This is a genomic window from Hyalangium sp. (assembly GCF_035629615.1).
In the GTDB taxonomy this organism is placed as follows: Bacteria; Myxococcota; Myxococcia; order Myxococcales; family Myxococcaceae; genus Hyalangium.
Map to the genome: position 1 here is coordinate 1 of NZ_DASPHO010000187.1, position 24,781 is coordinate 24,781.

At 68.2% G+C, this 24,781-nt stretch carries 25 protein-coding genes; 18 read left to right on the top strand and 7 right to left on the bottom strand.

The features are described 5' to 3' along the window. Together VD972_RS09595 and VD972_RS09600 are read left to right on the top strand one after the other, a co-directional pair. A partial coding sequence (locus VD972_RS09595; protein WP_324984243.1) for a PAS domain S-box protein occupies nucleotides 1–737 on the top strand: 737 nt, incomplete at its 5' end. Continuing rightward, on the top strand, nucleotides 727–2,658 hold the full coding sequence (locus VD972_RS09600; protein ID WP_324984246.1) for an ATP-binding protein: 1,932 nt from the start codon (nucleotides 727–729) through the stop codon (nucleotides 2,656–2,658). The genes VD972_RS09595 and VD972_RS09600, both read left to right, overlap by 11 nt. Here the strand turns inward: VD972_RS09600 and VD972_RS09605 are convergent. Both VD972_RS09605 and VD972_RS09610 read right to left on the bottom strand, forming a co-directional pair. Next, complete coding sequence (locus VD972_RS09605; protein WP_324984249.1) at nucleotides 2,655–3,371, bottom strand: hypothetical protein; 717 nt, start codon at nucleotides 3,369–3,371, stop codon at nucleotides 2,655–2,657. The two genes, VD972_RS09600 and VD972_RS09605, sit on opposite strands and share 4 nt — an antisense overlap. Nucleotides 3,372–3,390: 19 nt before the next feature. Beyond that, on the bottom strand, nucleotides 3,391–4,272 hold the full coding sequence (locus tag VD972_RS09610) for a hypothetical protein (RefSeq protein ID WP_324984252.1): 882 nt from the start codon (nucleotides 4,270–4,272) through the stop codon (nucleotides 3,391–3,393). 298 nt (nucleotides 4,273–4,570) lie between these two features. On the opposite strand from VD972_RS09610, the gene VD972_RS09615 reads away from it, so the two are divergent. From VD972_RS09615 to VD972_RS09630, 4 genes are all read left to right on the top strand, one after another. Continuing rightward, nucleotides 4,571–5,311, top strand: coding sequence for a MotA/TolQ/ExbB proton channel family protein (locus tag VD972_RS09615; protein WP_324984255.1), 741 nt, complete (start codon nucleotides 4,571–4,573; stop codon nucleotides 5,309–5,311). Between the two features lie 74 nt (nucleotides 5,312–5,385). Further along, nucleotides 5,386–5,868, top strand: a complete 483-nt coding sequence (locus tag VD972_RS09620; protein ID WP_324984258.1) for a biopolymer transporter ExbD — start codon at nucleotides 5,386–5,388, stop codon at nucleotides 5,866–5,868. A 33-nt stretch (nucleotides 5,869–5,901) separates the two neighbouring features. Further along, the gene (locus VD972_RS09625) at nucleotides 5,902–6,483 is read left to right on the top strand and encodes a biopolymer transporter ExbD (protein WP_324984260.1); all 582 of its coding nucleotides are present in this window, start codon (nucleotides 5,902–5,904) and stop codon (nucleotides 6,481–6,483) included. 78 nt (nucleotides 6,484–6,561) lie between these two features. Continuing rightward, the gene (locus tag VD972_RS09630) at nucleotides 6,562–7,230 is read left to right on the top strand and encodes an HAD family hydrolase (RefSeq protein ID WP_324984264.1); all 669 of its coding nucleotides are present in this window, start codon (nucleotides 6,562–6,564) and stop codon (nucleotides 7,228–7,230) included. A gap of 1 nt (nucleotide 7,231) precedes the next feature. Here VD972_RS09630 and VD972_RS09635 read toward each other — a convergent pair whose 3' ends face one another. Next, nucleotides 7,232–7,453 (bottom strand): hypothetical protein, encoded by a 222-nt coding sequence (locus VD972_RS09635; protein ID WP_324984267.1) that lies wholly within the window; start codon nucleotides 7,451–7,453, stop codon nucleotides 7,232–7,234. Between the two features lie 92 nt (nucleotides 7,454–7,545). Here VD972_RS09635 and VD972_RS09640 point away from each other — a divergent pair, with 92 nt between their 5' ends. Then, nucleotides 7,546–10,092, top strand: coding sequence for an MASE1 domain-containing protein (locus VD972_RS09640; RefSeq protein WP_324984270.1), 2,547 nt, complete (start codon nucleotides 7,546–7,548; stop codon nucleotides 10,090–10,092). A 12-nt stretch (nucleotides 10,093–10,104) separates the two neighbouring features. On the opposite strand, the gene VD972_RS09645 is transcribed toward VD972_RS09640, so the two are convergent. Then, a complete protein-coding gene (locus VD972_RS09645; protein WP_324984273.1) occupies nucleotides 10,105–10,677 on the bottom strand; it encodes a YqaA family protein in 573 nt (190 codons plus the stop codon). Nucleotides 10,678–10,805: 128 nt separating this feature from the next. Between VD972_RS09645 and VD972_RS09650 the strand changes: the two genes are divergently transcribed. The 6 genes from VD972_RS09650 to epsF all read left to right on the top strand — a co-directional run bounded on the left by VD972_RS09650 (nucleotide 10,806) and on the right by epsF (nucleotide 17,397). Then, the gene (locus tag VD972_RS09650) at nucleotides 10,806–11,462 is read left to right on the top strand and encodes an LON peptidase substrate-binding domain-containing protein (RefSeq protein WP_324984276.1); all 657 of its coding nucleotides are present in this window, start codon (nucleotides 10,806–10,808) and stop codon (nucleotides 11,460–11,462) included. Between the two features lie 118 nt (nucleotides 11,463–11,580). Continuing rightward, nucleotides 11,581–13,470: an NAD(+) synthase gene (gene nadE, locus VD972_RS09655; RefSeq protein WP_324984279.1), complete on the top strand. Its 1,890-nt coding sequence runs from the start codon at nucleotides 11,581–11,583 to the stop codon at nucleotides 13,468–13,470. A gap of 132 nt (nucleotides 13,471–13,602) precedes the next feature. Next, nucleotides 13,603–14,724, top strand: a complete 1,122-nt coding sequence (locus VD972_RS09660) for a hypothetical protein (protein WP_324984282.1) — start codon at nucleotides 13,603–13,605, stop codon at nucleotides 14,722–14,724. Nucleotides 14,725–14,865: 141 nt separating this feature from the next. Further along, entirely contained in the window at nucleotides 14,866–15,189 is a 324-nt protein-coding gene (locus tag VD972_RS09665; RefSeq protein WP_324984285.1) for an FKBP-type peptidyl-prolyl cis-trans isomerase, read from the top strand. A gap of 15 nt (nucleotides 15,190–15,204) precedes the next feature. Further along, complete coding sequence (trxA, locus tag VD972_RS09670) at nucleotides 15,205–15,588, top strand: thioredoxin (protein ID WP_324984288.1); 384 nt, start codon at nucleotides 15,205–15,207, stop codon at nucleotides 15,586–15,588. Between the two features lie 168 nt (nucleotides 15,589–15,756). Further along, on the top strand, nucleotides 15,757–17,397 hold the full coding sequence (epsF, locus tag VD972_RS09675) for a response regulator EpsF (RefSeq protein ID WP_324984291.1): 1,641 nt from the start codon (nucleotides 15,757–15,759) through the stop codon (nucleotides 17,395–17,397). A gap of 1 nt (nucleotide 17,398) precedes the next feature. On the opposite strand, the gene VD972_RS09680 is transcribed toward epsF, so the two are convergent. From VD972_RS09680 to VD972_RS09690, 3 genes are all read right to left on the bottom strand, one after another. Further along, entirely contained in the window at nucleotides 17,399–18,028 is a 630-nt protein-coding gene (locus tag VD972_RS09680; RefSeq protein ID WP_324984293.1) for a hypothetical protein, read from the bottom strand. Nucleotides 18,029–18,034: 6 nt separating this feature from the next. Continuing rightward, the gene (locus VD972_RS09685) at nucleotides 18,035–18,475 is read right to left on the bottom strand and encodes a hypothetical protein (RefSeq protein WP_324984297.1); all 441 of its coding nucleotides are present in this window, start codon (nucleotides 18,473–18,475) and stop codon (nucleotides 18,035–18,037) included. 106 nt (nucleotides 18,476–18,581) lie between these two features. Further along, nucleotides 18,582–19,400 carry an LEA type 2 family protein gene (locus VD972_RS09690; protein ID WP_324984300.1) on the bottom strand — a complete coding sequence of 273 codons (819 nt, stop codon included), beginning with the start codon at nucleotides 19,398–19,400 and terminating at the stop codon, nucleotides 18,582–18,584. A gap of 68 nt (nucleotides 19,401–19,468) precedes the next feature. Between VD972_RS09690 and VD972_RS09695 the strand changes: the two genes are divergently transcribed. The 5 genes from VD972_RS09695 to VD972_RS09715 all read left to right on the top strand — a co-directional run bounded on the left by VD972_RS09695 (nucleotide 19,469) and on the right by VD972_RS09715 (nucleotide 24,697). Then, the gene (locus VD972_RS09695; RefSeq protein WP_324984303.1) at nucleotides 19,469–20,989 is read left to right on the top strand and encodes an alpha/beta hydrolase; all 1,521 of its coding nucleotides are present in this window, start codon (nucleotides 19,469–19,471) and stop codon (nucleotides 20,987–20,989) included. Between the two features lie 12 nt (nucleotides 20,990–21,001). Further along, nucleotides 21,002–21,736, top strand: a complete 735-nt coding sequence (locus VD972_RS09700; RefSeq protein WP_324984306.1) for an ATP-binding cassette domain-containing protein — start codon at nucleotides 21,002–21,004, stop codon at nucleotides 21,734–21,736. Continuing rightward, entirely contained in the window at nucleotides 21,733–22,905 is a 1,173-nt protein-coding gene (locus VD972_RS09705; RefSeq protein WP_324984309.1) for an ABC transporter permease, read from the top strand. The genes VD972_RS09700 and VD972_RS09705 overlap by 4 nt, the downstream gene beginning before the upstream one ends. 124 nt (nucleotides 22,906–23,029) lie before the next feature. Continuing rightward, nucleotides 23,030–23,548 (top strand): DUF2378 family protein, encoded by a 519-nt coding sequence (locus tag VD972_RS09710; protein ID WP_324984312.1) that lies wholly within the window; start codon nucleotides 23,030–23,032, stop codon nucleotides 23,546–23,548. Nucleotides 23,549–23,632: 84 nt separating this feature from the next. After that, on the top strand, nucleotides 23,633–24,697 hold the full coding sequence (locus VD972_RS09715) for a DUF2804 domain-containing protein (RefSeq protein ID WP_324984315.1): 1,065 nt from the start codon (nucleotides 23,633–23,635) through the stop codon (nucleotides 24,695–24,697). Nucleotides 24,698–24,781 lie beyond the last annotated feature (84 nt).

Sequence of the window (24,781 nt, forward strand, 5' to 3'; positions counted from 1 at the left end):
TCCTCTCCTTCCGGGACGTGACGCTGGCGCGCAGGCTGGACAATGAGCTGCGTCACACCAAGGACTTCCTGGAGCGGCTGATCGACTCGTCGGTGGACGCCATCATCGCCGCGGACATGCAGGGCCGCGTCATCCTCTTCAACAAGGGCGCCGAGTCCGTCCTCGGCTACTCCGCCCACGAGGTGCTGGCGGGGATGACCACTCGCCAGATCTACCCGCCCGGCGTGCCCGAGCGCCTCATGGCCCAGCTGCGCAGCCCGGACTTCGGCGGCCGCGGCCGGCTGAACATGTGCCGGCAGGACCTGATCAACCGCGCTGGCGAGCTCGTCCCGGTGAACATGACGGCCTCTATCCTCTACGAGGGGGGACGCGAGGTGGCCACCATGGGCATCTTCACGGACCTCCGAGACCGGATGCAGCTGGAGCGCAAGCTGTCGGACGTGGAGACGCGTCTGGAGGAGAGCGAGAAGAGCGCCGTCATTGTCGCGTTGGCCGGGACCGCCGCCCACGAGCTCAACCAGCCGCTCACCTCGGTGATGGGCTACGCGGAGCTGCTCAAGCGCAAGCTCAAGCCGGAGGACTTCGCCTACAGGCCCGTGGACATCATCTACCGCGAGGCCGAGCGCATGGCGGAGATCGTCCGGAAGATCGGAAAGATCACCCGCTACGAGACCAAGGCGTACATGGGGACGCAGCGCATCCTCGACCTCGACAAGGCCACCTCCCATGAAGAGTGACTCCCGCGTGCTGCGCATCTCCGGCGGCGCGTCGCCGGAGGCCTATCAGGCTCTCTTCGAGCTGCTGGACGAGCCGCTCGCCCTGTGTGACCCGGGGCTGCGGCTGCTGACGGCCAACCCCTCCTTCGAGCGCTTCTGTAGCTCCTGCGGCACCACGGCCACAGAGCTGGTCGCAGGCATCGTGGAGGCGCTGGCCCGGCTCGGGGGGCGTGCCCTTGAAGAGGGGGAGAGCTCGGAGGTGGAGGTGGCGCTCCCGGGGCAGCGCCCGATCATGGTGATGCTGGCGCAGCATGGCGCCACCGTGGTGGTGCGCGGCAAGCCCGAGCCGGCCCGGCTGATGATGGCCGAGCGCGCGCTGCTCGAGCAGGCCCGCACGGAGGGCGTGCTGCTGGATCTGAGCCGCAGCGTGGCGGAGGCGACGGGTGAGGAGGAGCTGGTGGCGGCGGTGGCGCGCGGGGTGAAGGAGCTGTTCCCCAGCCGAGCCTTCTGCATCCGCATCGTCGATGCGCGCACCGGTGGCCTCACCTCCCTCTACGCGGAGGGGCGATTCAAGGAAGGCGCGCATGAGCCGCTCGTCCTCAAGCAGAGCGCGGTGACCAAGACACACCTGAACGTGAAGGGGCTTCCCTCCGATCGCGTGGTGGTGAGCCGCGAGGTACCGCTGCTCTTCCACGGCAGCGTTCGTGGGGTGAGCGCTCCGCTGGTCGCCAGCGGCCAGCTCTTCGGCGCCATCAACATGGAGTACCCGGAGGGGCTCGACGCGGACGTGGCCCATGACGAGCGGGTGCTCCTGCAGCTGGCCAACCAGGTGGCCGTGGCGGTGCGCAACGCCAAGCTCATCGACGAGCTGACGTTCGTGCGCAAGTACCTGGAGGATCTGCTGGAGAAGGCCAATGCCCTCATCCTGGTAGCCAACCAGGACAAGCGGGTGGTGGTCTTCAACCGGGCCCTCACCGCGCTCACCGGCTTCTCCAAGGAGGAGGTGCTGGGCAAGGACGTGCTCTCCTTCATCCCCGAGAGCGAGCACCTGCGCGTCGGCTCCCTCCTCTCGGCGGCCATGCAGGGCGAGTCAGCCAACACCTTCGAGACGCGGCTGCGCTCGCGTGCGGGCGAGGTGCGCGTCGCCTTCGCTACCTCCACCATGCTCACGCCTCAGGGCGAGGTGGAGGGCGTCATCGCCATCGGGCAGGACATCACCGTCCTGAAGGAGCTGGAGCGGCGCATCGTCCACGCGGAGAAGCTGGCCTCCATCGGGCAGCTCGCCGCCAGCGTGGTGCACGAGATCAACAACCCGATGACGGCCGTGGCCGCCTACAGCGAGTCCTTGCTGATGAACGCGCGGATGCGCCCAGACGCCAACACCGCGGACGTGGAGAAGCTGCGGAAGATCCAGGAGAGCAGCCAGCGCATCCTCCGCTTCACCCGGGATCTGGTGTCCTACGCGCGGCCGGCCAAGGACAAGCCGGAGAAGGTGCTGCTCAACGCCGTGATGGATCAGGCGGTAGGCTACTGCGAGCACGTGGTGTCGCACGCCAAGGTGAGCGTGCGCCGCGAGTACACCGAGCTGCCGCCCATCTCCGCGGTGCGCGCCAACCTGGCACAGGTCTTCGTCAACCTCATCACCAACGCCTGCCACGCCATGTCCCCCGGTGGCCAGGTGACGCTCGCCACCCGGCGCGAGGGGCAGGAGGCGGTGGCGGAGGTGCGTGACACGGGCACGGGCATCGACCCGAAGAACGTGGGGCGCATCTTCGATCCCTTCTTCACCACCAAGGAGGAGGGGAAGGGGACGGGGCTGGGGCTCTCCATCGTCCAGGGCATCATCGAGGGCCACGGCGGCCGCATCACCGTGGACAGCACTCCAGGCCAGGGGACGACGTTCACCCTGCGCCTGCCACTGGTCAGCGCCGCGGGCCGCTAGTAGCGCACCACCAGCTCCACGTCCTTCGCGGGCTGCCCGTCCAGCGCCTCCATGCGGACGGTGTACTTCTTGAGGCGCAGCTCCGCCGTCGCGCTCAGCGTGGCGGGTGTGCCCGGGGAGGCGATCGCGCTGGCCACCGGCCCCTGCTCCGGCTTGACGGAGACCTTCAAGCGCCCCTTTCCCACCGTCAGGGTGATGTCCAGGGGCATGCCGCCCTTCACCGGCCGGTTCTCGTGACCGAACTGCTCGTAGCGCACCCCGCTGAGCTCCTTCGCCTTCAGCTTCACCTCCGCCTTGTCCGCCAGCAGGCCGCCCGAGGTGCTGCGCTGGAAGTTCCCCATGCTGCTGGTGCCCGTGTAGAAGTGCTGGGCCTCGAAGGTGGGCGGATCCACCCGCTTCACCTCGAAGCGCTGCGTCTTCTGCTCAGGGGCCGCTCCCACGGAGGGCCGGGCCGAGAAGGCGAAGGTGAGGACGTTGTCCCCCAGCTGCAGCGGCTGGGTGAGCTCGAAGCGCCCCTCCTTCAGCGGGACCGGTGTCCCGTTGAGGGTGAGCGAAGGCTCCTCGCCTCGCGCCTGGCCGCTGAAGCGCAGGGACGCCTCCGCCGTGATGGCCTGGGGCTCCATGTCCAGCTCAAAGCCCACGCCGCCCTTCTTGCAGCCGCCCACCAGCAGCAACCCCAGCACCGCACCGAGAATGTAGCCCGTCTTTCGCATCGCGACCCCTCAGCCTTCGTCAGCCTTCGTCCGTGTCGTCCAGCTCGCGGGTGAACTCTTCGTTCGTGAGCATCCCCTTGCGCGCCATGATGCGCATGAGCGCCCAGAACTTGCGCTCCAGCTCTTCCACCCGGTCCGGCTCCTCGCGCAGGTCGCCAACGAGGTACTCCAGATCGTCCAGCACTCCCGAGGTGCTCGAGGAGCGGCCCTTGCTCTCGCTCTTGCCGCGCTTCTTGCGCCGCTGCGCCTCGCGCTTGCCGATCAGCTCCGCCAGCGAGGTGCGCGCCGTATTCTCTCCCGGTGGTACCTCCTCGCCGATGATGACCTCCTCGTCGTCATCCTCCGGTGGGCTCGCGCGGGATGGCGCCGGTGGGGCTGCAGGCCGCTGAGCGGCGCCGCGGGCCGCGCTCGGAGCAGCGGAAGGCGCCGGACGGCTGGGGCTCGCTGCCGGGCTGGGAGTGGCCTTGTGGTAGTAGCGGAGGATGGCAGCGCGCACTCCAGACAGCGCCGCCACGCGCGGGCTCACCTTCAGTCCGGTGGTGAACTCGATCTCCTCCACCGCTGACTTGTTGAGCGGATCCGTCATGGCCACCACCAGTTGCCGGCGTCCCCCTACGCTCTCCAGCGCGTAGGGGAACACCTCGTGCTGCTCGCAGAAGCGCGCACGCACCAGGTGCACCGCCGCCCAGTCCGGCGCGACGGCCCGCAGATCCACCACGGGGATCTCCAGCGCCTCGCTCAGCGCCTGCACCAGCATGGGCTCGGTGATCGCGCCCAGACTCACCAGCGTCGCTCCCAGGCGCTGCTGCGTCTGCCGCTGCGCCTTCAGGCCCGCATCGAGCTCCGCCGTCGTGATCGCGCCCCGCTCCAGGAGAATCTCGCCTATCCGCTTCCTCGACATGCGGGCGCGCTTACCACGACCCAGGAGGGGACCCAAGCGCCCGACCAGGCACCACATCTGGTGCCTCCCTGCCTCCATCCCAGGCCGCCGATCACCTCAAAATGACGAAATTTCCTGTGAGATTTCAATAGCTAACGCTGGGTGGTCGCCTTGACACTCCAGGGTGCCGTTCCTAAAGTCGGCCCCACGTTTTCAACATCCAAGACTGAGTCCTCTTCGGGGCTGGTAATCGCTCAGTGAGGAAGTCAGATCTGGAAGGCCCGCTAAACCAGGGCCGCCTTATCGGAGGCAACACGCGATGAACCTGGGGTTTCTGACGAATCTGACCCTCCTGGCCAACACTGGCGGGCCGCAGCGCACCCTCTTCGAAGAAATCGCGATGCGCTGGGAGGCAGGTCAATGGGGTATGTACCCCATCGCGGTGTGCGGCGTTATCGCCATCTCCATCATGGCGGAGCGTGGCATCGTGTTGTTCGGTAAGGCCTCCATCAACAAGGATGGCTTCCTGCGCGGGCTGAAGAAGCACATCTACGCGGGTGATCTGGACAAGGCCATCAACTACGTGGCCGGTCAGAAGTCCACGCCGCTGACCAACGTCATCAAGGCGGGCCTGATGAACGTGCCGAGGGGCCAGGAGGAAGTGCAAGCGGCGCTGGACGAGGCCTCCCTGCGCGAGACGCCCAAGCTGGAGGCGCGCACCGGCTACCTGGCCATGCTCGGCAACGCGGCGATGCTTGCGGGGCTGCTCGGCACGGTGTCCGGTCTCATCTCCTGCTTCGAGGCGGTGGCCAACGTGAACCCGGCCGACAAGGCGACGATTCTGGCCAATGGTATCTCTGAGGCCATGAACTGCACGGGCTTCGGGCTGCTGACGGCCATCCCAGCGCTGGTCGCCTTCTCGGTGCTGATGGGCCGTACCCAGCACCTCATCAACGACATCAACGAGACGAGCGTCTCGGTGCTCAACCTCATCATCACCAACCGCGACAAGTTCAAGAACCTGAACATCCCCACCTCGTCCGGTCACGGCGAGGAGTAGCACGGGAACCTGGGCGCGAACCTGTTGTCTGTTGCAGTAGACGATTTCAGCAGCACTGAGCGGAGGAGGTTGCCATGGCCGGCGGAATGGACTTGGGGAACGGCGGGAAGGGCGGCAAGAAGCCGCTTGACGCCGCGATCAACCTGGTCCCCTTCATCGACCTGATGGCCGTGACGATCAGCTTCCTGATCATGACGGCCGTGTGGACGCAGATCGGACGTCTCCAGGTGTCCCAGGCGGGAGGTCCCTCCACGGAGGAGACGCCACCCGAGCAGACGAAGACGGTGCAGCTCACCCTGGCCATCACCCCGGAGCAGCTGGTGCTCACGGCGGATCAGAGCACGTTCGAGCCCATCCCGATCACGCGTGACTCCACGGGCAAGCTGGACCTGGTCAAGCTCGCCGAGCGCTTCAAGCAGATCAAGGAGCAGTTCCCTGATCAGTCGGCCATCACGCTGCAGACGGACGACAAGGTCCGCTACGACATCCTGGTGCGCATCATCGACGAGTGCCTGGGCCATGCGCTGCCGCAGGTCTCGGTGATGGCGGCAGGCTGAACAGGCCGCCCAAGGAAGGATTCCAGAGACACCATGGCGATCAAGGTTCCCGGCAAGCGGTATGGCAAGCGGCTCGAGCACTCGAAGGTGTTCGGCCATGGCGGACACGCCAAGAAGAGCGGGTTCTCCGATCTGCTCATCACCCCTCTGGTGGACATGTTCATCATCATCGTGCTCTTCCTGATCGCGAACTTCTCCGCGACGGGCGAGGTGCTGATGATGACCAAGGACATCCAGCTGCCCGAGGCTGTCAACGTCAAGGAAGTAGAGATGCACCCGGTGGTGATGGTCTCCAATGAGCAGGTCACCATCTCGGGCACCATCGTCGGCCGCGTCGAGGACCTGGTGAAGGACGAGTACCTCAACATCCCCGCGCTGGAGGAGAAGCTGCGGGAGATGAAGAAACAGTACGAGGATCTTCACTCCATGGCGGGCGGCGAGGACACCTTCAAGGGTGACGTGAACATCCAGGCCAACAAGGAAGTGGAGTTCCGCATCATCAAGCGGGTGATGTTCAGCTGCGCCACCGCGGGCTACAACAACATCAACTTCGCGGTGCTCACCAAGGGCGGTGACTCCAGCGCGCCGGTCACCGCCGAGGCCGCCCCGCAGTAGCCTGCCCCTCTGAGCTCCTGAGAGTCGCCCCAGCGCCTCGGCCTTGTCTGGCCGGGGCGTTCGTGTTTGAGAAGGAGCATGCACCTGCGCGCCGCCATCTTCGATCTCGACGGGACGCTGGTGGACTCGCTGGCGGACATTGCCGCCGCGATGAACCACTCGCTCTCTCTGCATGGGCTGCCCACCCACCCCGTCTCCAGCTATCGCTACTACGTGGGCGAGGGGGTGATGGTGCTCGTCCGCAAGGCCACCCAGGTGGATCGCGAGGACCTGTACGACTCGGTGCTGGCGGCCTACCGCGCCTACTACGCGGACCATCTCTTCGATCAGACCCAGGCCTACCCCGGCATCCCTCGCATGCTCGCGCAGCTCGCCGCCGAGGATGTGCGGATGGCGGTGCTGAGCAACAAGGCGGATGTCTTCACCCGGCAGCTGGTGGAGGGGCTGCTGCCGGGCGTGCCCTTCACCTCCATCTACGGCGAGCGCTCGGGCGTGCCGCGCAAGCCGGATCCCACCGCCGCGCTCGGGCTGGCGGTGGAGCTCGGCGTGTCGCCCAAGGACTGCGCCTTCGTGGGCGACACGCCGGTGGACATGAACACCGCGCGCAATGCCGGCATGTACAGTGTCGGCGTCACGTGGGGCTTCCGAAGCCCCGAGGAGCTGCGGGCCCACGGCGCGCGAGCGCTCGCCACCACGGCGGACGAGCTGCTGGAGGCGCTGCGCGCGGCGCGGGCCTCGGGCGCGTGAGTCAGAAGGCGGGGAGGCGGGTCAGCTGCTTGTCCTCTGCGCGGCTGTGCGCCGTGGCCGCGGCGATGAGGTGGCACACCCAGCCCAGCAGTCCGCCCGTGCCCAGCCAGAAGCCCGGCGTGATGATGAGCCAGAAGACCCCGCGCAGGATGTCCCCGTTGTAGATCTGCCCTACACCGGGGATGAGGAACGACAACAGGGCGGCGGCACCAGGTCTGGACATCGTCTTTGCTTCCTCCTTGTTGCTCTTTCCTACGCAAGCGCCGGCTGGCGATTGCATCCCTCACACGGGCATTGCTACCCGGTGCGCGGACGGTGAAGAGGAGAGGTGGAGGAGGGGGTTGCTTCGACCCACCGCCTGGGTACGATGGTCAGCCACAAGCCTGCCCCACGAAGAACCGGGGGCGGTGGGGGGAGTGCACCATTCGGCTGCGCGAACGCATCGCCCAGGCGTACGACCCGCGGGGCATCCTCACGATGCTCGCGCTGGCCGCCGTGTATTGGGCCGTGTGCAGAGCCGGGCAGATCCTCGTCATTGGTGAGGCCAAGGTCAGTCCGTTCTGGCCAGCCTCAGGCCTGGCGCTCGTCTCGCTGCTGGTGCAGGGAGTGTCCCGTTGGCCCGCCATCTTCCTGGGCGCCTTCCTGATGAGCCGGAGTGCGGGTACCCCTGTGCTCGCCTGCCTGGGCGTCGGCGTGGGCAATACCCTGGCGGCCGTGCTGGGGGTCTTGCTGCTGCGGCGGCTGGGGTTCTCGAGCCGGCTGGAGCGCGTCCAGGACGTCGTCGCGCTCACCGCGGGTGCGGCCCTGGGCAGCACGCTGGTCGCCGCGCTGGTGGGGACCCTCAGCCTCGTGCTCTGGGGCGGGGTGGACTGGCACGTCTTCGTGAAGACGGCGGGGGTGTGGTGGGGAGGAGACGCGACAGGGATTGTGGTCCTGGCACCCGCGCTGCTGTTGCTCCGGCAGAGGCGGCCCGTGGAGCGGCAACGGGAGGCCATGGCGCTCGGGGGCTGCACCCTCCTGGTCGGCCTGGCGTTCTTCAAGGCGGGGCTGGGTGGGGCGTCCTCGGGGTACATCGCAACCTTCCTCTTCTTCCCCCTGGCCTTCTGGGCGGCGCTGCGCTTCGGCCCGCGTGGCGTGGCGCTCCTCATCCTGTTCTTTGCCCTCTTCTCGGCCTGGGGAGCGGAGACGGGGCTGGGGCTCTCTCCGGAGCTGCAGGCAGCGCCTGACGCCCGGGCGCAGGCGCTGCTGCTCTTGCAGCTCTTCATCGGCGTCAACGCCACCACCGGCCTGCTGCTCGCGGCGGTCAGCGCCGGGAGCCGTGATGCCACCCGGCGGGTCGAGCTGCTGGCCACCGCCGTGCGCGGCCTGAGCGAGGGCGTCGTCATCAGCGAGGTGACGCCCGCCGGTCCCCGCGTCGTCTTCGCCAACGAGGCCTTCCGCGCGATGGTCGGCCTGGGGCTGGTGGAGCTGCTGGGGCGCTCTCCCCGCGACCATGCCGGCGACATGGATCCGGAGACGCGCCAGCGCCTGGAGGCCGCCCTGCAAGAGGCGAAGTCCTTCCGCGGACTGGTGCTCTTGAGGCACCGGGATGGCACGCGGGTTCACAGCGAGATGCAGCTGTCTCCCGTGCGGGACGCGAGGGGCGTGGTGGCGCACCTCGTCTCCCTCTACCGCGATGTCTCCGCCACCCAGGAGCTGCGCGCCCGCGTGGTGGCCGCTGAGCGCGTGGCCGCGGTAGGGACGCTCGCCGCTGGCGTCGGGCACGAGATCCAGAACCCGCTGGCCTACCTGGAGCTCAACCTGGGAGGGGCGGTGCGCCGCCTGAGCCGTGAGCCGCAGGGCGTCGAGGAGGCGCTCTCCCACCTCCGGGACGCACAGGAGGGGGCTGAGCGCATCCGGCAGATCGTCCAGGATCTGCGGACTTTCAGCCGCGAGGGCGAGGAGGACCGGAAGCGGGTGGACCTGCGCGAGGTGGCGGCGCCCGCGCTGCGGATGGTGCGGCACGTGCTCCGTGACCGGGCGAGGCTGGCAGAGGACTACGGCCACATCCCCCCCGTCCTGGGCAGCGAGGCGCGGCTGGGACAGGTGCTCCTCAACCTCCTCGTCAACGCGGTGCAGGCCATCCCCCAGGGGGCGTCCTCACGGCACACGGTGCGGATCCGCACCGGCACGGGGCCGGACGGCCGGGCCCTGGTGGAGGTGTCGGACACGGGCCGTGGCATCGCCCCCGAGGTCCTCCCGCACATCTTCGAGCCGTTCTTCACCACCAAGCCCCATGAGGAGGGGACCGGGCTGGGGCTCTCCATCTGCCAGCAGATCGTCCAGGCCCACGAGGGAGAGATCCAAGTGCGCAGCGAGCCCGGCCAGGGGTCCGTCTTCACCGTCCTGCTCCCACCCGCGCCCCAGGAGACGCCTCGCGCCGAGCCCTCGCTTCGGCAGGAGGAGCCAGCCTCCGGTGTCGGCAACGCGGCGCGGCGGGGGCGCATCCTCATCGTCGATGATGAGCCCCGGCTGGCCCAGTCCATGCGCATGTTGCTGGAGCCGAACCACGACGTCGTCGCCACCACGCGCGGCAGCGAGGCGCTGGAGCTGGTGTCCTCAGGCCAGCGCTTCGATCTCGTCGTCTGCGATCTTCAGATGCCGGGGACCACGGGGATGGACATCTACGCCTGGCTTCGTGTGCAGGCGCCGGAGCTGGCGCGGCGGCTGGTGTTCATGTCCGGCGGGGCCTTCACCCCAGCGGCGAGCGCCTTCATCCGCAGCGTGCCCAACCGCGTGCTGGAGAAGCCGGTTCGCCCTGAGGTGTTGCTGGCCACCATTGACGCGGCGCTGGCACCTGCCTCCGCCCTCCCCGGGAAGTGAGGCGCACCGGGCTCAGACGCGCAGCCACCTGCGCGCGGTGGGCCCCACGAAGCGCATCACCCCGGCCACGGCGAAGAAGCGCACCGAGCGCCCGATGATGGCCGCGAGCAGGAAGCGCTCCAGCGGCACGGACACGATGCCACTGCCGAGGGCCACGACTTTGAACGGCGTGGGCAGCACCGAGCACAGCAGCGACAGCACCCAGAAGTTCTGTCCCAGCAGCTCGCCCACGGTGGCGTCCACGCCGAAGCGCTGCACCCGCACGTTCAGGTCAATGTCCAGGAAGCTGACGGCCCCGGCGTTGATGAGGGTGCCCAGCCAGTAGCCGATGAGCCCGCCGAAGAGGCTGGCCACCATGCCCAGCGTCGCGTAGCGCACCCACTTGCCCGGCTGGGCCAGCACCATGGGCACCAGCAGCGCGAAGGGTGGGATGGGGAAGACCGAGCCGTCGATCACCGAGACCACCAGCATGGCCGCCAGGGCATGCTTTGAGGAGGACAGCGCCTCCACCCGCAGGTAGAGCCTGCGATACCAGGAGAGCTTCTCGGGCCGGGTCACAACCGGGATGGGAGACGTATCCGACATGTGGTCGCGCACCCTAGCGGAACTACAGCAGGTTTCCACCGCCCTGCGGCCCTGTGAGCGCCCGCTTGATTGGGATGCGACCGGAGCACCCAATACTTATGAACAGAGGCAACGGTGAGGGAGAGCCCATGACGGTCCAGGAACGCATCACCCAGTCCGCGGAGGCGCTCAGGGTCTTCCCTCTGCCCTCCGCTGTCCTTTTCCCACACTCCGTCATTCCGCTGCACATCTTCGAGCCTCGCTATCGGACGCTGGTGGGCGACTGCCTGGCCTCGGATCGGGTAATGGCGCTCGCGCAGCTGGAGCCTGGATGGGAGGCCTCCTATGCCGGGCGTCCCCCGATGCAGCGGGTGATGTGTGCCGGGCTCATCGTCTGGCACGAGGAGCTCGAGGACGGGCGCTACAACATCCTCCTCCAGGGCGTGTGCCGGGCCCGCCTCCTCTCCGAGCTGGTCTCGGAGCGCCCCTACCGTCAGGTGCGCGTCGAGCTGCTGCCGGACCCTCCCTACAACGGGCCGGAGGATGAGCAGCTTCGGCAGGCTGTCTTCGAGCTCGCGGGGCGGGTGCCTCCCTCATTCTCGGAGGGACTGCTGCCAGCGGTGGCACGCGTCAGCGGCGGCACGATGGCGGACGTGGTGGCCGCTGCGATCATCCCCGAGCCCGAGCGGCGCCAGGAGCTGCTGAATCAGCTGGACGTGCGCGAGCGCCTCCAGGCGGTGATAGACGAGGTGGGGGAGCTCCTCGGCCGCCTCCAGCCCCTGCGGCCCTCAGGGCCGCTGAACTGAGGGCCCCCGGCGCCGAAGGACTTGCTTCCCTGCCCCTCCCAGGCATCTGCTGAGGGAGGACACGACACCGGCCCGGAGGAGCGCGAGCGCGCCGCGGGCTTGAAGGGGATTCGCATCCATGCGGCTCGTCAAGGTAGGGATCGCCAGTGTCAATACCACCGTGGGCGCGTTCTCGCGCAACGTGGATCGGGCGCTCGCGCTGGCGCGGAAGATGGCGGCCGATGACGTCACCGTGGCGGTCTTCCAGGAGCAGATCATCGGTGGCTACCCCGCAGAGGATCTGATCCAGTGGCAGGGCTTCATCGACCACCAGTGGCCGGAGCTGGAGCGCTTCGCGCGGGAGACGGCGAGCCTGTCCACCGTGTTCCTCGTGGGCGTGGCGGTGGCCCACCAGGGCCTGCGCCTCAACTGCGCGGCCGTGGTGGCGAGCGGTAAGGTGTTGGGGCTGGTGCCCAAGGAGAAGCTGCCCACGTACAGCATCTTCTACGAGGCGCGGACCTGGTCCCGCGGCTACCCGGGCATGGCCGAGACACACCGCGGCGTGCCGCTGGGGGACTACCTGTTCCGCTTCGACTTCGGCACCGTGGCCCCCGAGGTGTGCGAGGACATCTGGAGCGCGGATGGACCGCAGCGCCGGCGCACGTACTCCGGAGGCGAGCTGGTGGTGAACCTGTCCGCCTCGCCCTTCCGCATCGGCTTTGTGGAGACACGGCGGGAGCTGATCGCCACGCGCGCCGCGGATCACCAATGCACCATCGCCTACGCCAACGCCCTGGGCAGCAATGACGGCATCATCTTCGACGGCGGCGGCTTCCTGAACCAGAACGGCCGTCACGTCGTGGAGACGCCGCGCTTCCAGGAGGGCTACGCGGCGGCGGTGGTGGATCTGGATCGCACCATGCGCCTGCGCACGGAGAACACCACCTGGCGCAGCGACTACCAGGACTGGCGAGCCCGCGACGGCAGCCCGGTGCCCGCGCTGGACTGCACGGGTGCCTTCAAGAGCCGGCGCGAGAAGCTCACCTTCCCGGTGCCCCCGCACCGCAGCTTCTTCCTGCCGGGGCCGGACCAGCGCCGCCCTGCCCGCGAGGCGCTGTGCGAGGACGTGCTCGACGCGCTGGCGCTGGGCGTGGGCGACTACTTCGAGAAGACGCGCGCCTTCAAGGTCATTGGCATCGCCCTGTCGGGAGGCCGGGACTCGTTGCTAACGCTGCTCATCGCCCACCGGTACGCGAAGCGGGTGCGGCCGGACAACCCGGGCTCGCTCCTGCGCGCCTTCTACATGCCCAGCCGCTACTCCAGCGACGCCACCCGCGAAGCGGCGGAGACGATCGCCCGCGAGCTGGGCATTCCGTTCCAGGTGGTCCCCATCGAGGAGGCCTTCGAGCGCGAGCAGGCCGTCACCCGGCAGATGCTCGGGGACCAGGCTGTCACCGCTGTCACCGAGCAGAACATCCAGGCCCGCCTGCGCGCCCAGCGTATGTGGAACTGGTCCAACTCGGCCGGTGGCCTGTTCCTCCAGACGGGCAACATGAGCGAGAAGGCGGTGGGCTACACCACCATCGGCGGAGACTTGATGGGGGCGCTGGCCGTCATCGCCAACGTGCCCAAGACGGTGGTGATGTACCTGCTGGACTACCTGCAGGAGAAGACGGGCTATGAGGGCATCCAGAGAGTCCTGGCCAAGCCCGCCGGCCCCGAGCTGGCGCACAACCAGGTGGGCGAGGAGGAGCTGATGCCCTTCCCCATCCTGGACGCGTGCTTCTACCTCTTCGCCGGCGAGAAGCTGGTGCCCTCCGAGCTGGTGCAGGCGCTCACCGCCATGTTCCCCGAGGTGGAGCCGGCGCGGCTCCAGGGCTACGTGGAGAAGTTCGTCCGGCTCTTCCTCCAGTCCATCTACAAGTGGGTGCAGTCGCCGCTGTCGCTGCACATCGGCAACCTGGACCTGGACCGCGAGCGCGCCATGCAGCTCCCGGTCGTCACCGGCTCGGAGTGGACGAAGGGTTAGATCGCGGGCCCTCGTTCGGCCGGCTGCCCAGCGGTCGAGGATCCTGGCGCAACCCACCCGTAGGGCGTGGCGCTTGCCGGATGTGAGCGGGGCAACAACCTTCATGTCGGTCAACCGACAACGGAGGGTTGGATGAAAACGAAGATTCTCGTGGGCGCTGTTGCGGCGCTCCTGTTCGGCGGTGCGGCTCTTGCTGGTGACAACAAGGACTGCCCCCCCGGGTACGACAAGAAGGACACGCAGGCGAACCTGGATTCGCAGGCGCTGGGCGATGAGAGCATGGCCATCGTGCAGACCGAGCCCGTGGATGATGCCATCGGCGGCAGCGGTCAGGTGGGCATGGACGATCAGAGCCTCAACGAGGAGGAAGCGTCCGGCGTGAATCAAGACTTCGGCATCACCGATCAGTCCCTGGACGATCAGTCCCTGGACGAAGGCGTCGGTGGCAGCGGCCAGGTGGGTGTGAACCAATCGCAGGGGGAGATGATCCTGAAGTGCCAGCCGGTGCGCAGCGGCACGGGCACGGGTGGCAGCGGCTCGATCGACCCGAACTACAACCAGGACCTGGGCTCGGATGTGGGCGCGGGCGGCAGTGGGTACCAGAGCGAGCCCCTGCGTGAGCCACAGGTGACGCCACCGGCCGCACCGGTGACCCCGGTGGAGCCCAGCAGTGACGCCTTCACGCCGACCATCGACGACGATGAGGAGCAGATCGTGAGGCAGGAGTCCGATGCGGACATGCGCGGCCTCACCCTGATGGTGGGCGGCGGCGTGGAGGGCTACACCGGCGCGCTGGCCTCGGATATCAACCCGGGTCCCGCCTACGGTGTGACGGCCTCCATCAAGCCTTCCAAGGTGTTCGGCCTCGAGCTGGGCTACAGCGGCGCGGTGAACAACCTGGACAACCTGGCCGCGGACATTGACGCGGGCGGCCCGGACCTGGTGCGCAACGGCGGTCAGGCAGCGGTGACGCTCGGCCTGGGCGCGGCCCCGGTGCAGCCGTACGTGCTGGGCGGCATCGGCTTCAGCGACTACAACTTCCGTGGCGCGGCTTCCACGGCGGCGGGCTTCGGGGATGACACCGTGGGCAACGTGCCCGTGGGCGCGGGTCTGCGCACCCACATTGGCAACTTCACCGCGGATCTGCGCGCGAACTACAACTTCCTGTTCGACCAGGACTTCGCGGGCGTGGATGACGGCCTCAACGAGAACGGCCGGTACTCCGGGACGCTGAACATCGGCGGTACGTTCTAACCCTGGATGCGGAACAGGACATGAACCCGCGGCGCGGTACCCTGGAGTAAACAGGGTGCCGCGCCGCCGTGTTTCTGAAGCAGCGCGCGCGGCCCCAGCGCGTTAAGGTGCGGCTTTCTCCCTTTCTCAGGAGTCGCGTGGATGAGCTTGCAGGCGGATGACATGAAGGTGGGCACCGGCGCCGAGGCGACGGCTGGCAAGTCGGTCACGGTGCACTACGTGGGCACGCTCACCAATGGGTCCAAGTTCGACAGCAGCAGGGACCGCGGTCAGGGCTTCACCTTCCGGCTCGGGGCCGGCGAGGTCATTCAGGGGTGGGACAAGGGTGTGGCGGGCATGAAGGTGGGCGGGCTGCGCAAGCTCACGATTCCCCCCGAACTGGGGTACGGAGCGCGTGGCTTCCCGCCTGTCATTCCCCCCAACTCCACGCTCGTCTTCGAGGTGGAGCTGCTGGACGTGAAGTAGAGAGCGAGGTCAGACATGGCGACGGTCGAGATCAACAAGGACAAGTTCAAGGACATCGTGGGCAAGCAGGGCATCGTCCTGCTGGATTGGTGGGCCACCTGGTGCGGGCCGTGCCGCTTCTTTGCTCCCATCTACGAGCAGGTGTCCAACAAGCACCCGGACATCACCTTCGGGAAGATCGACACCGAGGCGGAGCAGGAGCTGTCCGGGGCGTTCGACATCCGCTCCATCCCCACGCTGATGGTGTTCCGGGATGGCATCCTCCTGTTCGAGCAGGCAGGCGCGTTGCCGGCGGCGGCGCTGGAGGAGCTGATCTCCAAGGTCCAGGCACTGGACATGGAGGACGTGCGCCGGCAGGTGGAGGCGCAGCGGGCCCAGGCCGAGCCGTCCAAGGCCTGAGCCGCGTGCTCCGGGCAGTCCTGGATGTCCACCTGTGAGGCATGCGAGGGAGCGAGGGAAATCTGAGGCATGCCTACCCTGAGGCATGCGTGGGAGCGTGGGAAATCTGACACGTGCCTGGCGTTACTCAAGTGGACCTCAGTGCGATGCGTGAAGGAAGGAAGGCGGATGGCTGTGGATGGCTCTCCCAACACGCCCCAGTTCTCTCCCCAGGCTGAACCGCTCACGACCAAGATCCTCGTGGTGGATGACAACCCGGCGAACCTGCTTGCTCTGGAGGCAATCCTGGAGACGCTCGGGCAGCGCCTCGTCTGCGCCCAATCGGGACAGGAGGCCTTGCGCCACCTGCTGCGCGAGGACTTCGCCGTCATCCTCCTGGATGTGCAGATGCCGGACATCAACGGCTTCGAGACGGCGCGGCTGATCCGCCAGCGGCAGCGCTCGCGCTACACGCCCATCATCTTCCTCACCGCGCACAGCCGCGAGGAGGCGGATCTGGTCCACGGCTATGAGCATGGCGCGGTGGACTACGTGGTGAAGCCCTTCAACCCGGACGTCCTGCGCTGGAAGGTGGAGGTGTTCGTGTCCCTCTTCCTCCAGCAGCGGCGCCTCCAGCGACAGGAGGCCTCGCTGTGGGAACTGGAGCGCAGGATGCTCGCCCGGCAGAGTGAGCTGCGCTTCCGCTCCCTGGTGGATGCGCTGCCGCTGTTCATCTGGGCCATGCTCCCGGATGGTGCCATCACCTACACCAACCGGTGCTGGCTGGAGTACGCAGGGCTGACCCCCGAGCAGGGCCGGAGCTGGGACGCGATCGACTTCACCCTCCACCCTGAGGATCTGCCCCGCGCACGTGCCGCCTGGAGTCACTCCCACGAGACCGGGCAGCCCTCGCTGGTGGAGTACCGGATCCGGCGCAACCGAGATGGCGCCTACCGGTGGTTCCTGGGCCGCATGCTCCCGGAGCTGGAGGAGCCGGGAGTGCTGACGGGGTGGATCGTCACCGCGACGGACATTGACGACAGCCGGCGTGCCATCGAGGCCCTGCGGGCCGCCGGCGAGGCCAAGGACGTCTTCCTCACCATGGCCGCGCACGAGCTGCGCACGCCCCTGCAGGCGGCTCGGAGCTTCGTCTACCTGGCGCGGATGAAGGGCGGACATGGACTGAACGGTGGCGTGGAGCGGGCCCTCCAGGGGCTCTCGCGCAGCGTGGACCGGATGGCGAAGCTGGTGGAGAACCTGCTGGACATGAGCAAGCTCCAGCGGGGAGAGCTGTACCTGGAGCCGGGCATCGTGGAGCTGCAAGAGCTGCTCTCCGAGGTGACCGAGCACGTCCAGCCCCTCGAGGAGGGCCGGCGCATCGAGGTGCGGATCCCCGAGGGGATGACGCTTGCGGGAGATCGCGAGCGGCTGGCCCAGGTGTTCACCAACCTGCTCTCCAACGCCTTGCGCTACTCACCGGACGGTGGGGCCGTCACCGTGGAGGCGCGGCAGGAGGGAGACTTCATCCACCTGATCGTCAGGGACCGGGGGGTGGGCATCCCTCCCGACAAGCTGCGCCACGTCTTCGAGCGGTTCGGCCGGGCGCACGGAGTCTCCTATGGGGGCCTGGGGCTGGGGTTGGCCATCACCCGCGGCATCGTCGAGCGCCATGGTGGGCGCATCTGGGCAGAGTCCACCGGGCGCTCAGGGGAGGGCAGCCTCTTCCACGTGGTGCTCCCGCGAGAGCCGCGCCTCGCCCAGACCGGGAAGCCTGGACGGATGAGCGGCTCCCGAGAAGGCCAGGGCGAGGCCTCACCCGCCCCGAGCTAGCTCAGCTCGCTTTCTTGCTGCGAGAACCCCGAGCCTTGGCGTGCGCCTTGTCAAAGCCCTCGTAGAAGCGCACGGCCTGATCGCCCACCGTCTGGATGTGCTGGTTGTTGAGGTAGGCGGTGATGGGGGCGGCCACCAGCGGCATGGCTCGGCCCAGCGTGGGCAGGCCGCCCTTGACCAGCAGCCTCGCCGCCAGGCCCCCCAGCACCTTTGGGCTCGAGCGCTGGAGCGGCCCCAGCCCGTTGGCGTAGCCGAACAGGTCCAGCAGATCGCCCCGTGCGCGCTCGCTCTTGAGGTTCACCTTGTAGAGCGTGGCCATGTCCACCAGGAGGATGATCTGCAGCCACGCCATGAACACCATGTCCGCGGGCACCGAGATGAGCCCGAAGACTCCGCTCACGCCGCCCGCCATGCTGGCCAGGGCCTTCTTCCCATCGATGAGGTGCTGGGCCAACTCCTTGGGGCCGGCCGAGGGGAAGCGCTTCTCCAGATCGGAGATCCGCGTGCGCGAGCGCGCAATCTCCTGCAGCACGATGTCTGACAGCCTGGCTCCCGCCAGCTTCTTCAGCTCGGCCGGGGAGAGGCTCTTGAACGCCGCGAGGCGCTCGACGAAGGCGTCGTAGAAGGCCATGGTCCTCTAATAACCCCGCTCGGCCAGGTACAGGTCCACCAGCGCGCCTTCCTCGTACCAGGCGTGGCGCATCTCCGCGTTGAAGAAGCGCGAGTCCGGCTTGGCGCTGCGGATCTCCAGCTTCACCCCGTTGGGCCCCGTGTCGATGACGGCCGCACGGGCCTTGCACGCGGGGCCCACATCCTCTCCATAGCCGTCCTCGATGCACACCTCGTCCCCCACCGACAGGCGCCGGGTGTACTCGGTGCCCAGGTAGTGGGCGTCTTCACAGCCCGAGCCCACCGAGGACTTCTTGTGGGCGGCACAGCGGTTCACGCGTGGGCCCTTGATGAGGGGGACGTTGCTGCCGAAGAGGGTATCCTCGTCCTGGGGGTTGGGCCGGGTCTCGATGCGAGAGCAGCCCACCAGGAAGAGCACCAGGCCGCTCACCATCCACATCCTCTTCATCGTGTCGTTCCTCCAAGGCTCGTGCCGCACATGACGCGGGGGGGCCTTGAGCATGGCAGAGCGCGAGCCGGAGGGTAAAGCGCACCGGCCGTGCGAATCCAGGGGCTCAGCGCTTGAATTGGAGGAGCTGACCGATGTTGAGCGGGACATTCCCGTTGCCGGAGGTGAGGCGGCCGCTCAGGCTGACCTGGGCGTTGCCCGAGCGCAGCGCAGAGGCGGCTGAGGCGGCGCGGGCGAAGTTGATCTGGAGGGGGAGCGTCACCTGCCGGCTGCCGCCGCCAGCGAGCATGCCGAGGTCTCCCGTGGAGAGGGTGCCCACGTTGGCGCCGGCCACCTTGAGGTCTCCGGCGATGCCGGCGACGGGCAGGGGGAAGCTGTTGCGGTTGGTGATGTTGAGGGGGAACTCCACCGTGGCTCCGGCCAGGGTGATGTTGGTGATGCGGGGAGGCTCGAACTGGACGTTCGGAATCTTGGGGATCTCGAAGGTGCCCTCCTTCTCCAGGGGGAAGGAGACGACGCCAATGGGCGTGTCGATGCCCACGCTGCCCTGGACCTTGAAGGCGGCCTGGTCCTTGGTGAGGAACGTCTCCACCACGGGGACGATGTCCGCGAACTTCACGTTGGCGGGGAAGACGAGCTCGCTGCTGTCACGCGCCTTGAGCTGGAGGCCCTTGCGGGGTGCGCCGGCCACCACCTGCTTGCCCTCGACGAAGAAGGCGTAGTCCACCTTGGCCAGCGAGAGGCCGAAGGTGTTGGGGTTGCTCACCTCGTAGACGACATCCACGGTGGCATCGGACAGCGAGGCGCTCGACAGGCGCGCCGTCTTGAAGGTGACCCGGGGCTTCTTGAAGAGCTTCTGGAGGGTGGCGCAGCCGGCGAGGGAGAGCAGCGACAGGGACAGGAGGACGAGGAAGGTTCGTTTCATGGTCAGGTCAGGGCTTAGCAGTCGGCGGGGCGGAGTGGTAAGTCCCGTGGCTCGGCGGATGATGGAGGATGCGCGTGGCGGAAGAAACCCTCAACCTTGACCCCCGACCCCGGCCCGGGGAAGTGGGGGCCTCGCGGCATGCCGTGCTCCTGCTGGCCGTGGGGGTGCTCGCGGTGGCGTGCAGCCGGGGCAGTGCTCAGCAGGCAGGGCCCCGGCTGGCGCTGAGCTCCTGCCGCGTGGAGGGCATCGAGTACCAGACCCTCTGCGGCACGTACGAGGTCTTCGAGGATCGGGCGGCGAAGCAGGGACGGAAGATTCCCCTGCGCGTGGTGGTGGTGCCCGCGCTGGCGGCCTCCGCGGATCCGGATCCCCTGGTGCTGCTGGCGGGAGGACCTGGGCAGGCAGCCACGGAGGTGACGATCCTCAAGGCCGTGGACCGCATCCACCGCAGCCGGGACATCCTCCTGGTGGACCAGCGGGGCACAGGCGCCTCGGGAGCGCTGAGGTGCGCGCCGGATCCGGAGGGGACACGGCTCGCCGAGAAGTTCGATGACGCCTTCCGCGAGGAGGACTTCAAGAAGTGCCTCGCGGGCTACGACGCGGATCCGCGCCTCTACACCACGCCCATTGCCATGGAGGATCTGGACGAAGTGCGGGAGGCGCTGGGGTACCAGAAGCTCAACCTGTGGGGTGTCTCGTATGGGACGCGAGCGGCGCTGGTGTACCTGCGCCAGTACCCGGAGCGCGTGCGCACGGTGGTGCTTGACGGCGTGGCACCCATGAACCTGTACCTGCCGCTCTACATGCCCAGGGATGGGCAGCGGGCGCTGGATCTGCTCTTCGCGCACTGTGAGAAGGACACCCACTGCGCCCAGGCCTTCCCCGAGCTGCGGAAGCGGGTGGAGGTGCTGCTGGAGCAGATGGCGCAGGCGCCGGTGAAGGTGAGCGTCCAGCACCCGCTGACCGGTGTTCCCGAGGAGCTCAGCCTGTCCCGGCTCGCGTTCCTTCAGATGGTATTTGGCCAGCTCTACTCGCCGGAGATCGCGACGCTGGTGCCGCTGATGCTGGACCGGGCGACGAAGGGGGAGTGGGCGCCGTTCATCGCGCTGAGCCAGGGCGTCTCGGGTGGGATGAGCGATACGATCAGCCACGGCATGTTCTTCTCCGTCATCTGCGCGGAGGACGCGCCCTTCATCGACAGTGAGGCCATCACCCGTGAGGCGAAGGGCACGTGGTTCGGTGAGCAGGTGGTGCGCAACCTGCTCGAGCCGTGCAAGGTGTGGCCGCGGGGCTCGGTGCCGGAGGGCTACCGGGATCCAGTGTCGTCCTCGGTGCCCACGCTGCTGCTGTCCGGCGAGCTGGATCCGGTGACACCGCCTTCCTGGGGTGAGGAGGCGAAGAAGACGCTGAGCAACAGCCTGCACGTGGTGGTGCCGGGCGTGGGTCACAACACGGTGGTGCTGGGCTGCATCCAGTCGTTGATGGCGGACTTCGTGAAGAGCGGCACCTTGGAGGGGCTGAAGCCTGGGTGTGGCGCGGATCTGACGCGCCCGCCCTTCTTCACTTCGTTCGCGGGCCCGGTGCCGTGATGGGAGCACCCCATGATTGAAGTGCGCAACCTGCACAAGCGCTTCGGCGCGGTGACGGCGGTGGAGGACGTGTCCTTTTCCGCGGCGGATGGCGTCGTCACGGGCCTGCTGGGCCCCAACGGTGCCGGCAAGACGACGACGCTGCGGATGCTCTACACACTCGTCAAGCCGGACCGCGGGACGGCCCGCATCGATGGCCTGGACGTGGCCGAGCACCCCCTGGACGTGCGCCGCGCCATCGGCGTACTGCCGGATGCCCGAGGCCTCTACCCGCGCCTCACCGCCCGCGAGCATGCCCGCTATGCCGGAGAGCTTCATGGTCTGTCCGGCCCTTCGCTGGACAAGCGTGTGGACGAGCTCATCGAGCTGCTGGACATGAAGGACATCGCCAACCGGCGCGCCGAGGGCTTCAGCCAGGGAGAGCGCATGAAGGTGGCCCTGGCTCGCGCGCTGGTGCACGGCCCGCGCAACGTCCTGCTGGACGAGCCCACCAACGGCCTGGACGTCATGAGCACCCGCGCCGTGCGCACCCTCATCCGCCGCCTCAAGGAGCAGGGGCACTGCATCCTCTTCTCCAGCCACGTCATGCAGGAGGTGGCCGCGCTGTGCGACCGCATCGTCGTCGTGGCCCGGGGCCGCGTGGTGGCCGAGGGCACGCCCGACGAGCTGCGCATCCGCACCGGCAAGGAGAGCCTGGAGGAGGCCTTCGTGGCTGTCATCGGCACTGATCAGGGGTTGATGCAATGAGGAGGCTCATCGCCACCGTCTTCCGCAAGGAGATGAAGGACCACCTCCGGGATCGACGCTCGGTGCTGAGCGCGCTCGCCGGTCCGCTCATCGGTCCGTTCATCTTCATGGCCATGTTCACGCTGATGGCCTCGTGGTTCCGTGAGGGCAAGCCGCTCGAGGTCTCCGTCATCGGCCGTGAGCATGCTCCCAGCCTCATGGCCTTCCTCCAGCGCCACGGTGCCACCCTCACCGAAACGCCCAAGGACTACGAGGCCCTCATCGAGGCCGGCAAGCTGGACGCCGTGCTCATCATCCCCCCGGACTACGGCAAGGACTTCTCCGCCGGGCACACCGCCGTGGTGCAGCTGGTGGTGGACAACTCGCGCAACCAGGCCCGCGCCACCATCCGGCGGCTCACCTCGCTGCTCGAGGGCTACTCGGGCCAGCTCGCCGCCCAGCGGCTCTTCGCCCGAGGTGTGTCGCCCGAGCTGGCCGCTGCCGTGCGCGTGGACGAGGTGGATCTGGCCACCCCCGAGCGCATGGCCGCCAACGTCCTCAACATCATCCCCATCTTCCTCGTCTTCGCCGCCTTCATGGGCGGGATGAACGTGGCCATCGACGCCATGGCCGGAGAGCGCGAGCGGGGCTCGCTGGAGCCGCTGCTCCTCAACCCCGTACCGCGGGGAGCCGTCGTCGTCGGCAAGTGGCTCACCACCGTGGTGCTCGCGAGCGTGGCCATCGGCGTGTGCCTGGGCGCCTTCCTCCTGGCCGTCCATCGCGTGCCCCTGCAGGATCTGGGCGTGAAGGCCCGCTTCGACATTGCCGCGGTGCTCGGCATGCTCGCCACGGTGGTGCCGCTGGCCTTCTTCGCCTCGGCGGGGCAGATGCTGGTGTCCACCTACGCCCGCTCCTTCAAGGAGGCGCAGACCTATATCCAGCTCCTGCTGCTGCTGCCCATGCTCCCGGGCATGCTCCTGGCCGTCTCTCCCATCCAGAGCCAGCTGTGGATGTACGTCATCCCCGTGTTCGGCCAGCAGCTCCTGATTGGCGAGGTGATGCGCGGCCAGGCCGTGGGCGCCATGCCCTTCCTCCTGGGCGCCCTGGGGTGCGCGGCGGCCGCCGCCCTCTGCCTCATGCTCACCACGCGCCTGCTGGGCGAGGAGCGCATCATCTTTGGCCGCGCGTGACGCGGTGCATCCTGGCTTGTGGACGGTTGTTCCAGCCAAGGCCTTCCGTTTGGAGGTGGATGGTGTGAGTGTGCACGACATGCGGACCGGTCCGTTGACGCCGCCCCCCCTGGGCGTCGAGCCTATGACGCGAGCCATCCTCTTCGAGGGATTGTTCGTGCACGGGCTGCCGCGCAACGAGCACTTCGAGGAGGAGATGCGCGAGGCGGGCTTTGACCGGGACGATCTCCTGCCGCAGTACCCCCTGCGCCTGTTCCGGCAGTGCCTGGACCTTGCCTGCAAGCACTTCTACCCAGGGCTGACAGTGGAGGAGGGGCGGCGGCGGCTGGGCCAGCAGTTTGTCCAGGGCTTCTCGCAGACGGTGCTGGGCCGCGTGGTGTCGGTGAGCCTGCCGCTGCTAGGGCCCGCGCGCTTCCTCAAGAAATTTCCAGAGCACCTGCGGTTCGACTCCTCTCCCATCCTCGTCAACGCCGTGCAGGTGGCGGAGCGCCAGTTCCGCATGGAGTTCCGTACCGGTGTGGGCCTGTCGCCCTACTTCCTCCGGGGCCTCCTCGAGGAGGGCCTGCGGATGACGCGCGCCACCCCCGCCATCCGGGTGACACAGCCCTCGCCGATCAGTTTCGATCTGCACATCACCTGGTAGCCCGCAAGGCCGGTTTGTCCGGGATCGATCCTCTGGGATCAGGTTCCGTGGAAAGCGCGCGGGCAACCCAGCACAATGAGAGGGATGACACCCGAGCGAGAGATCTCCCTGCCTCCCGTGCCGGAATCCGTGGCGACGAACCAAGGCGAGCCACGCTTCGGCAAGTACCAAGGCGAGCTGCCCGAGGTGGATCTCGGCCGGCTCCGAGGCCGCTGGGCCCCCGCGGTGGCTGCGCGCCTGCTCAAGCGCAAGCGCTGGCTCTACACCTTCGCCGCCACGCCCGAGGTGGCCGCGCTCTTCGCGGTGGTGGACCTGGGCTACACCTCGAGCGCCTTCGCCGTCGCGGTGGATCTCAAGGAGCGCCGGCCGCTCTGCGACGTGAGCTTCCTGGGAGCGCCAGGCCCGCTGGTGGAGGTGAGCGACAGGCCAGGCGCGGGGCTGGCCGCCTCCTTCCGCACGCTGGGAGGCCGGCTGTCCGCGCGGCGCGGGGAGGATGACGAGCGCTACCAGCTCGAGGTGGACGTGAGCCGTATGCGGACGGGCAGCCTCCAGACCTTCCAGTGGCGCGGCGAGCTGCTGGTGGCGGGGGGCCCTCCGGCGCTCACGTTGATCGCCCCGGTGGAGGGAGATGGGCTGGTGAACGTGACGCAGAAGCGCGGAGGGCTGCTGGCGCTGGGGAGTCTGGAGGTGGGCGGCAAGCACTTCCGGCTGGACGGGGGCGTGGGCGGGCTGGACTACACGCAGGGCTACCTGGCGCGGCATACCTCGTGGCGGTGGGCCTTCGCCGCGGGCCGGCTGGCGGACGGGGCGCCCATCGGCTTCAACTTCGCCGAGGGCTTCAACGAGAAGTCCGGGCACAACGAGAATGGCTTCTGGGTGGGAGATCGGCTCTACCCGCTCGCGCCCGCACGCTTCGAGTACGACGCGAAGGAGCTGCTGGATCCGTGGCGGGTGACGACGGCGGACGGCGCGGTGGACCTGCGCTTCAAGCCCATCTACGTCCACCGCGATGAGAAGGACCTGCGCCTGGTGGTGAGCCACTTCGCGCAGCCGGTGGGCCTCTTCGAGGGCACGGTGCGAGCAGGCGGACGTACCTACACCCTGTCCAACGTGCCGGGCGTCACCGAGGAGCAGGACATGCTCTGGTGAGCCTCGCGGCTCGGGCAGGCTTCGGGGACGGCACCGGCCCTGCTAGGCTCGGGAGTTGATCGTGTCCTCGCTCCAGCCCGGCAG

Bases quoted from the DNA above. Each gene is read 5' to 3' on its own strand.
- VD972_RS09600 (WP_324984246.1), top strand. From the start codon at position 727: ATGAAGAGTGACTCCCGCGTGCTGCGCATCTCCGGCGGCGCGTCGCCG.
- VD972_RS09605 (WP_324984249.1), bottom strand. From the start codon at position 3,371: ATGCGAAAGACGGGCTACATTCTCGGTGCGGTGCTGGGGTTGCTGCTG.
- VD972_RS09610 (WP_324984252.1), bottom strand. From the start codon at position 4,272: ATGTCGAGGAAGCGGATAGGCGAGATTCTCCTGGAGCGGGGCGCGATC.
- VD972_RS09615 (WP_324984255.1), top strand. From the start codon at position 4,571: ATGAACCTGGGGTTTCTGACGAATCTGACCCTCCTGGCCAACACTGGC.
- VD972_RS09620 (WP_324984258.1), top strand. From the start codon at position 5,386: ATGGCCGGCGGAATGGACTTGGGGAACGGCGGGAAGGGCGGCAAGAAG.
- VD972_RS09625 (WP_324984260.1), top strand. From the start codon at position 5,902: ATGGCGATCAAGGTTCCCGGCAAGCGGTATGGCAAGCGGCTCGAGCAC.
- VD972_RS09630 (WP_324984264.1), top strand. From the start codon at position 6,562: ATGCACCTGCGCGCCGCCATCTTCGATCTCGACGGGACGCTGGTGGAC.
- VD972_RS09635 (WP_324984267.1), bottom strand. From the start codon at position 7,453: ATGTCCAGACCTGGTGCCGCCGCCCTGTTGTCGTTCCTCATCCCCGGT.
- VD972_RS09645 (WP_324984273.1), bottom strand. From the start codon at position 10,677: ATGTCGGATACGTCTCCCATCCCGGTTGTGACCCGGCCCGAGAAGCTC.
- VD972_RS09650 (WP_324984276.1), top strand. From the start codon at position 10,806: ATGACGGTCCAGGAACGCATCACCCAGTCCGCGGAGGCGCTCAGGGTC.
- nadE (WP_324984279.1), top strand. From the start codon at position 11,581: ATGCGGCTCGTCAAGGTAGGGATCGCCAGTGTCAATACCACCGTGGGC.
- VD972_RS09660 (WP_324984282.1), top strand. From the start codon at position 13,603: ATGAAAACGAAGATTCTCGTGGGCGCTGTTGCGGCGCTCCTGTTCGGC.
- VD972_RS09665 (WP_324984285.1), top strand. From the start codon at position 14,866: ATGAGCTTGCAGGCGGATGACATGAAGGTGGGCACCGGCGCCGAGGCG.
- trxA (WP_324984288.1), top strand. From the start codon at position 15,205: ATGGCGACGGTCGAGATCAACAAGGACAAGTTCAAGGACATCGTGGGC.
- epsF (WP_324984291.1), top strand. From the start codon at position 15,757: ATGGCTGTGGATGGCTCTCCCAACACGCCCCAGTTCTCTCCCCAGGCT.
- VD972_RS09680 (WP_324984293.1), bottom strand. From the start codon at position 18,028: ATGGCCTTCTACGACGCCTTCGTCGAGCGCCTCGCGGCGTTCAAGAGC.
- VD972_RS09685 (WP_324984297.1), bottom strand. From the start codon at position 18,475: ATGAAGAGGATGTGGATGGTGAGCGGCCTGGTGCTCTTCCTGGTGGGC.
- VD972_RS09690 (WP_324984300.1), bottom strand. From the start codon at position 19,400: ATGAAACGAACCTTCCTCGTCCTCCTGTCCCTGTCGCTGCTCTCCCTC.
- VD972_RS09695 (WP_324984303.1), top strand. From the start codon at position 19,469: ATGCGCGTGGCGGAAGAAACCCTCAACCTTGACCCCCGACCCCGGCCC.
- VD972_RS09700 (WP_324984306.1), top strand. From the start codon at position 21,002: ATGATTGAAGTGCGCAACCTGCACAAGCGCTTCGGCGCGGTGACGGCG.
- VD972_RS09705 (WP_324984309.1), top strand. From the start codon at position 21,733: ATGAGGAGGCTCATCGCCACCGTCTTCCGCAAGGAGATGAAGGACCAC.
- VD972_RS09710 (WP_324984312.1), top strand. From the start codon at position 23,030: ATGACGCGAGCCATCCTCTTCGAGGGATTGTTCGTGCACGGGCTGCCG.
- VD972_RS09715 (WP_324984315.1), top strand. From the start codon at position 23,633: ATGACACCCGAGCGAGAGATCTCCCTGCCTCCCGTGCCGGAATCCGTG.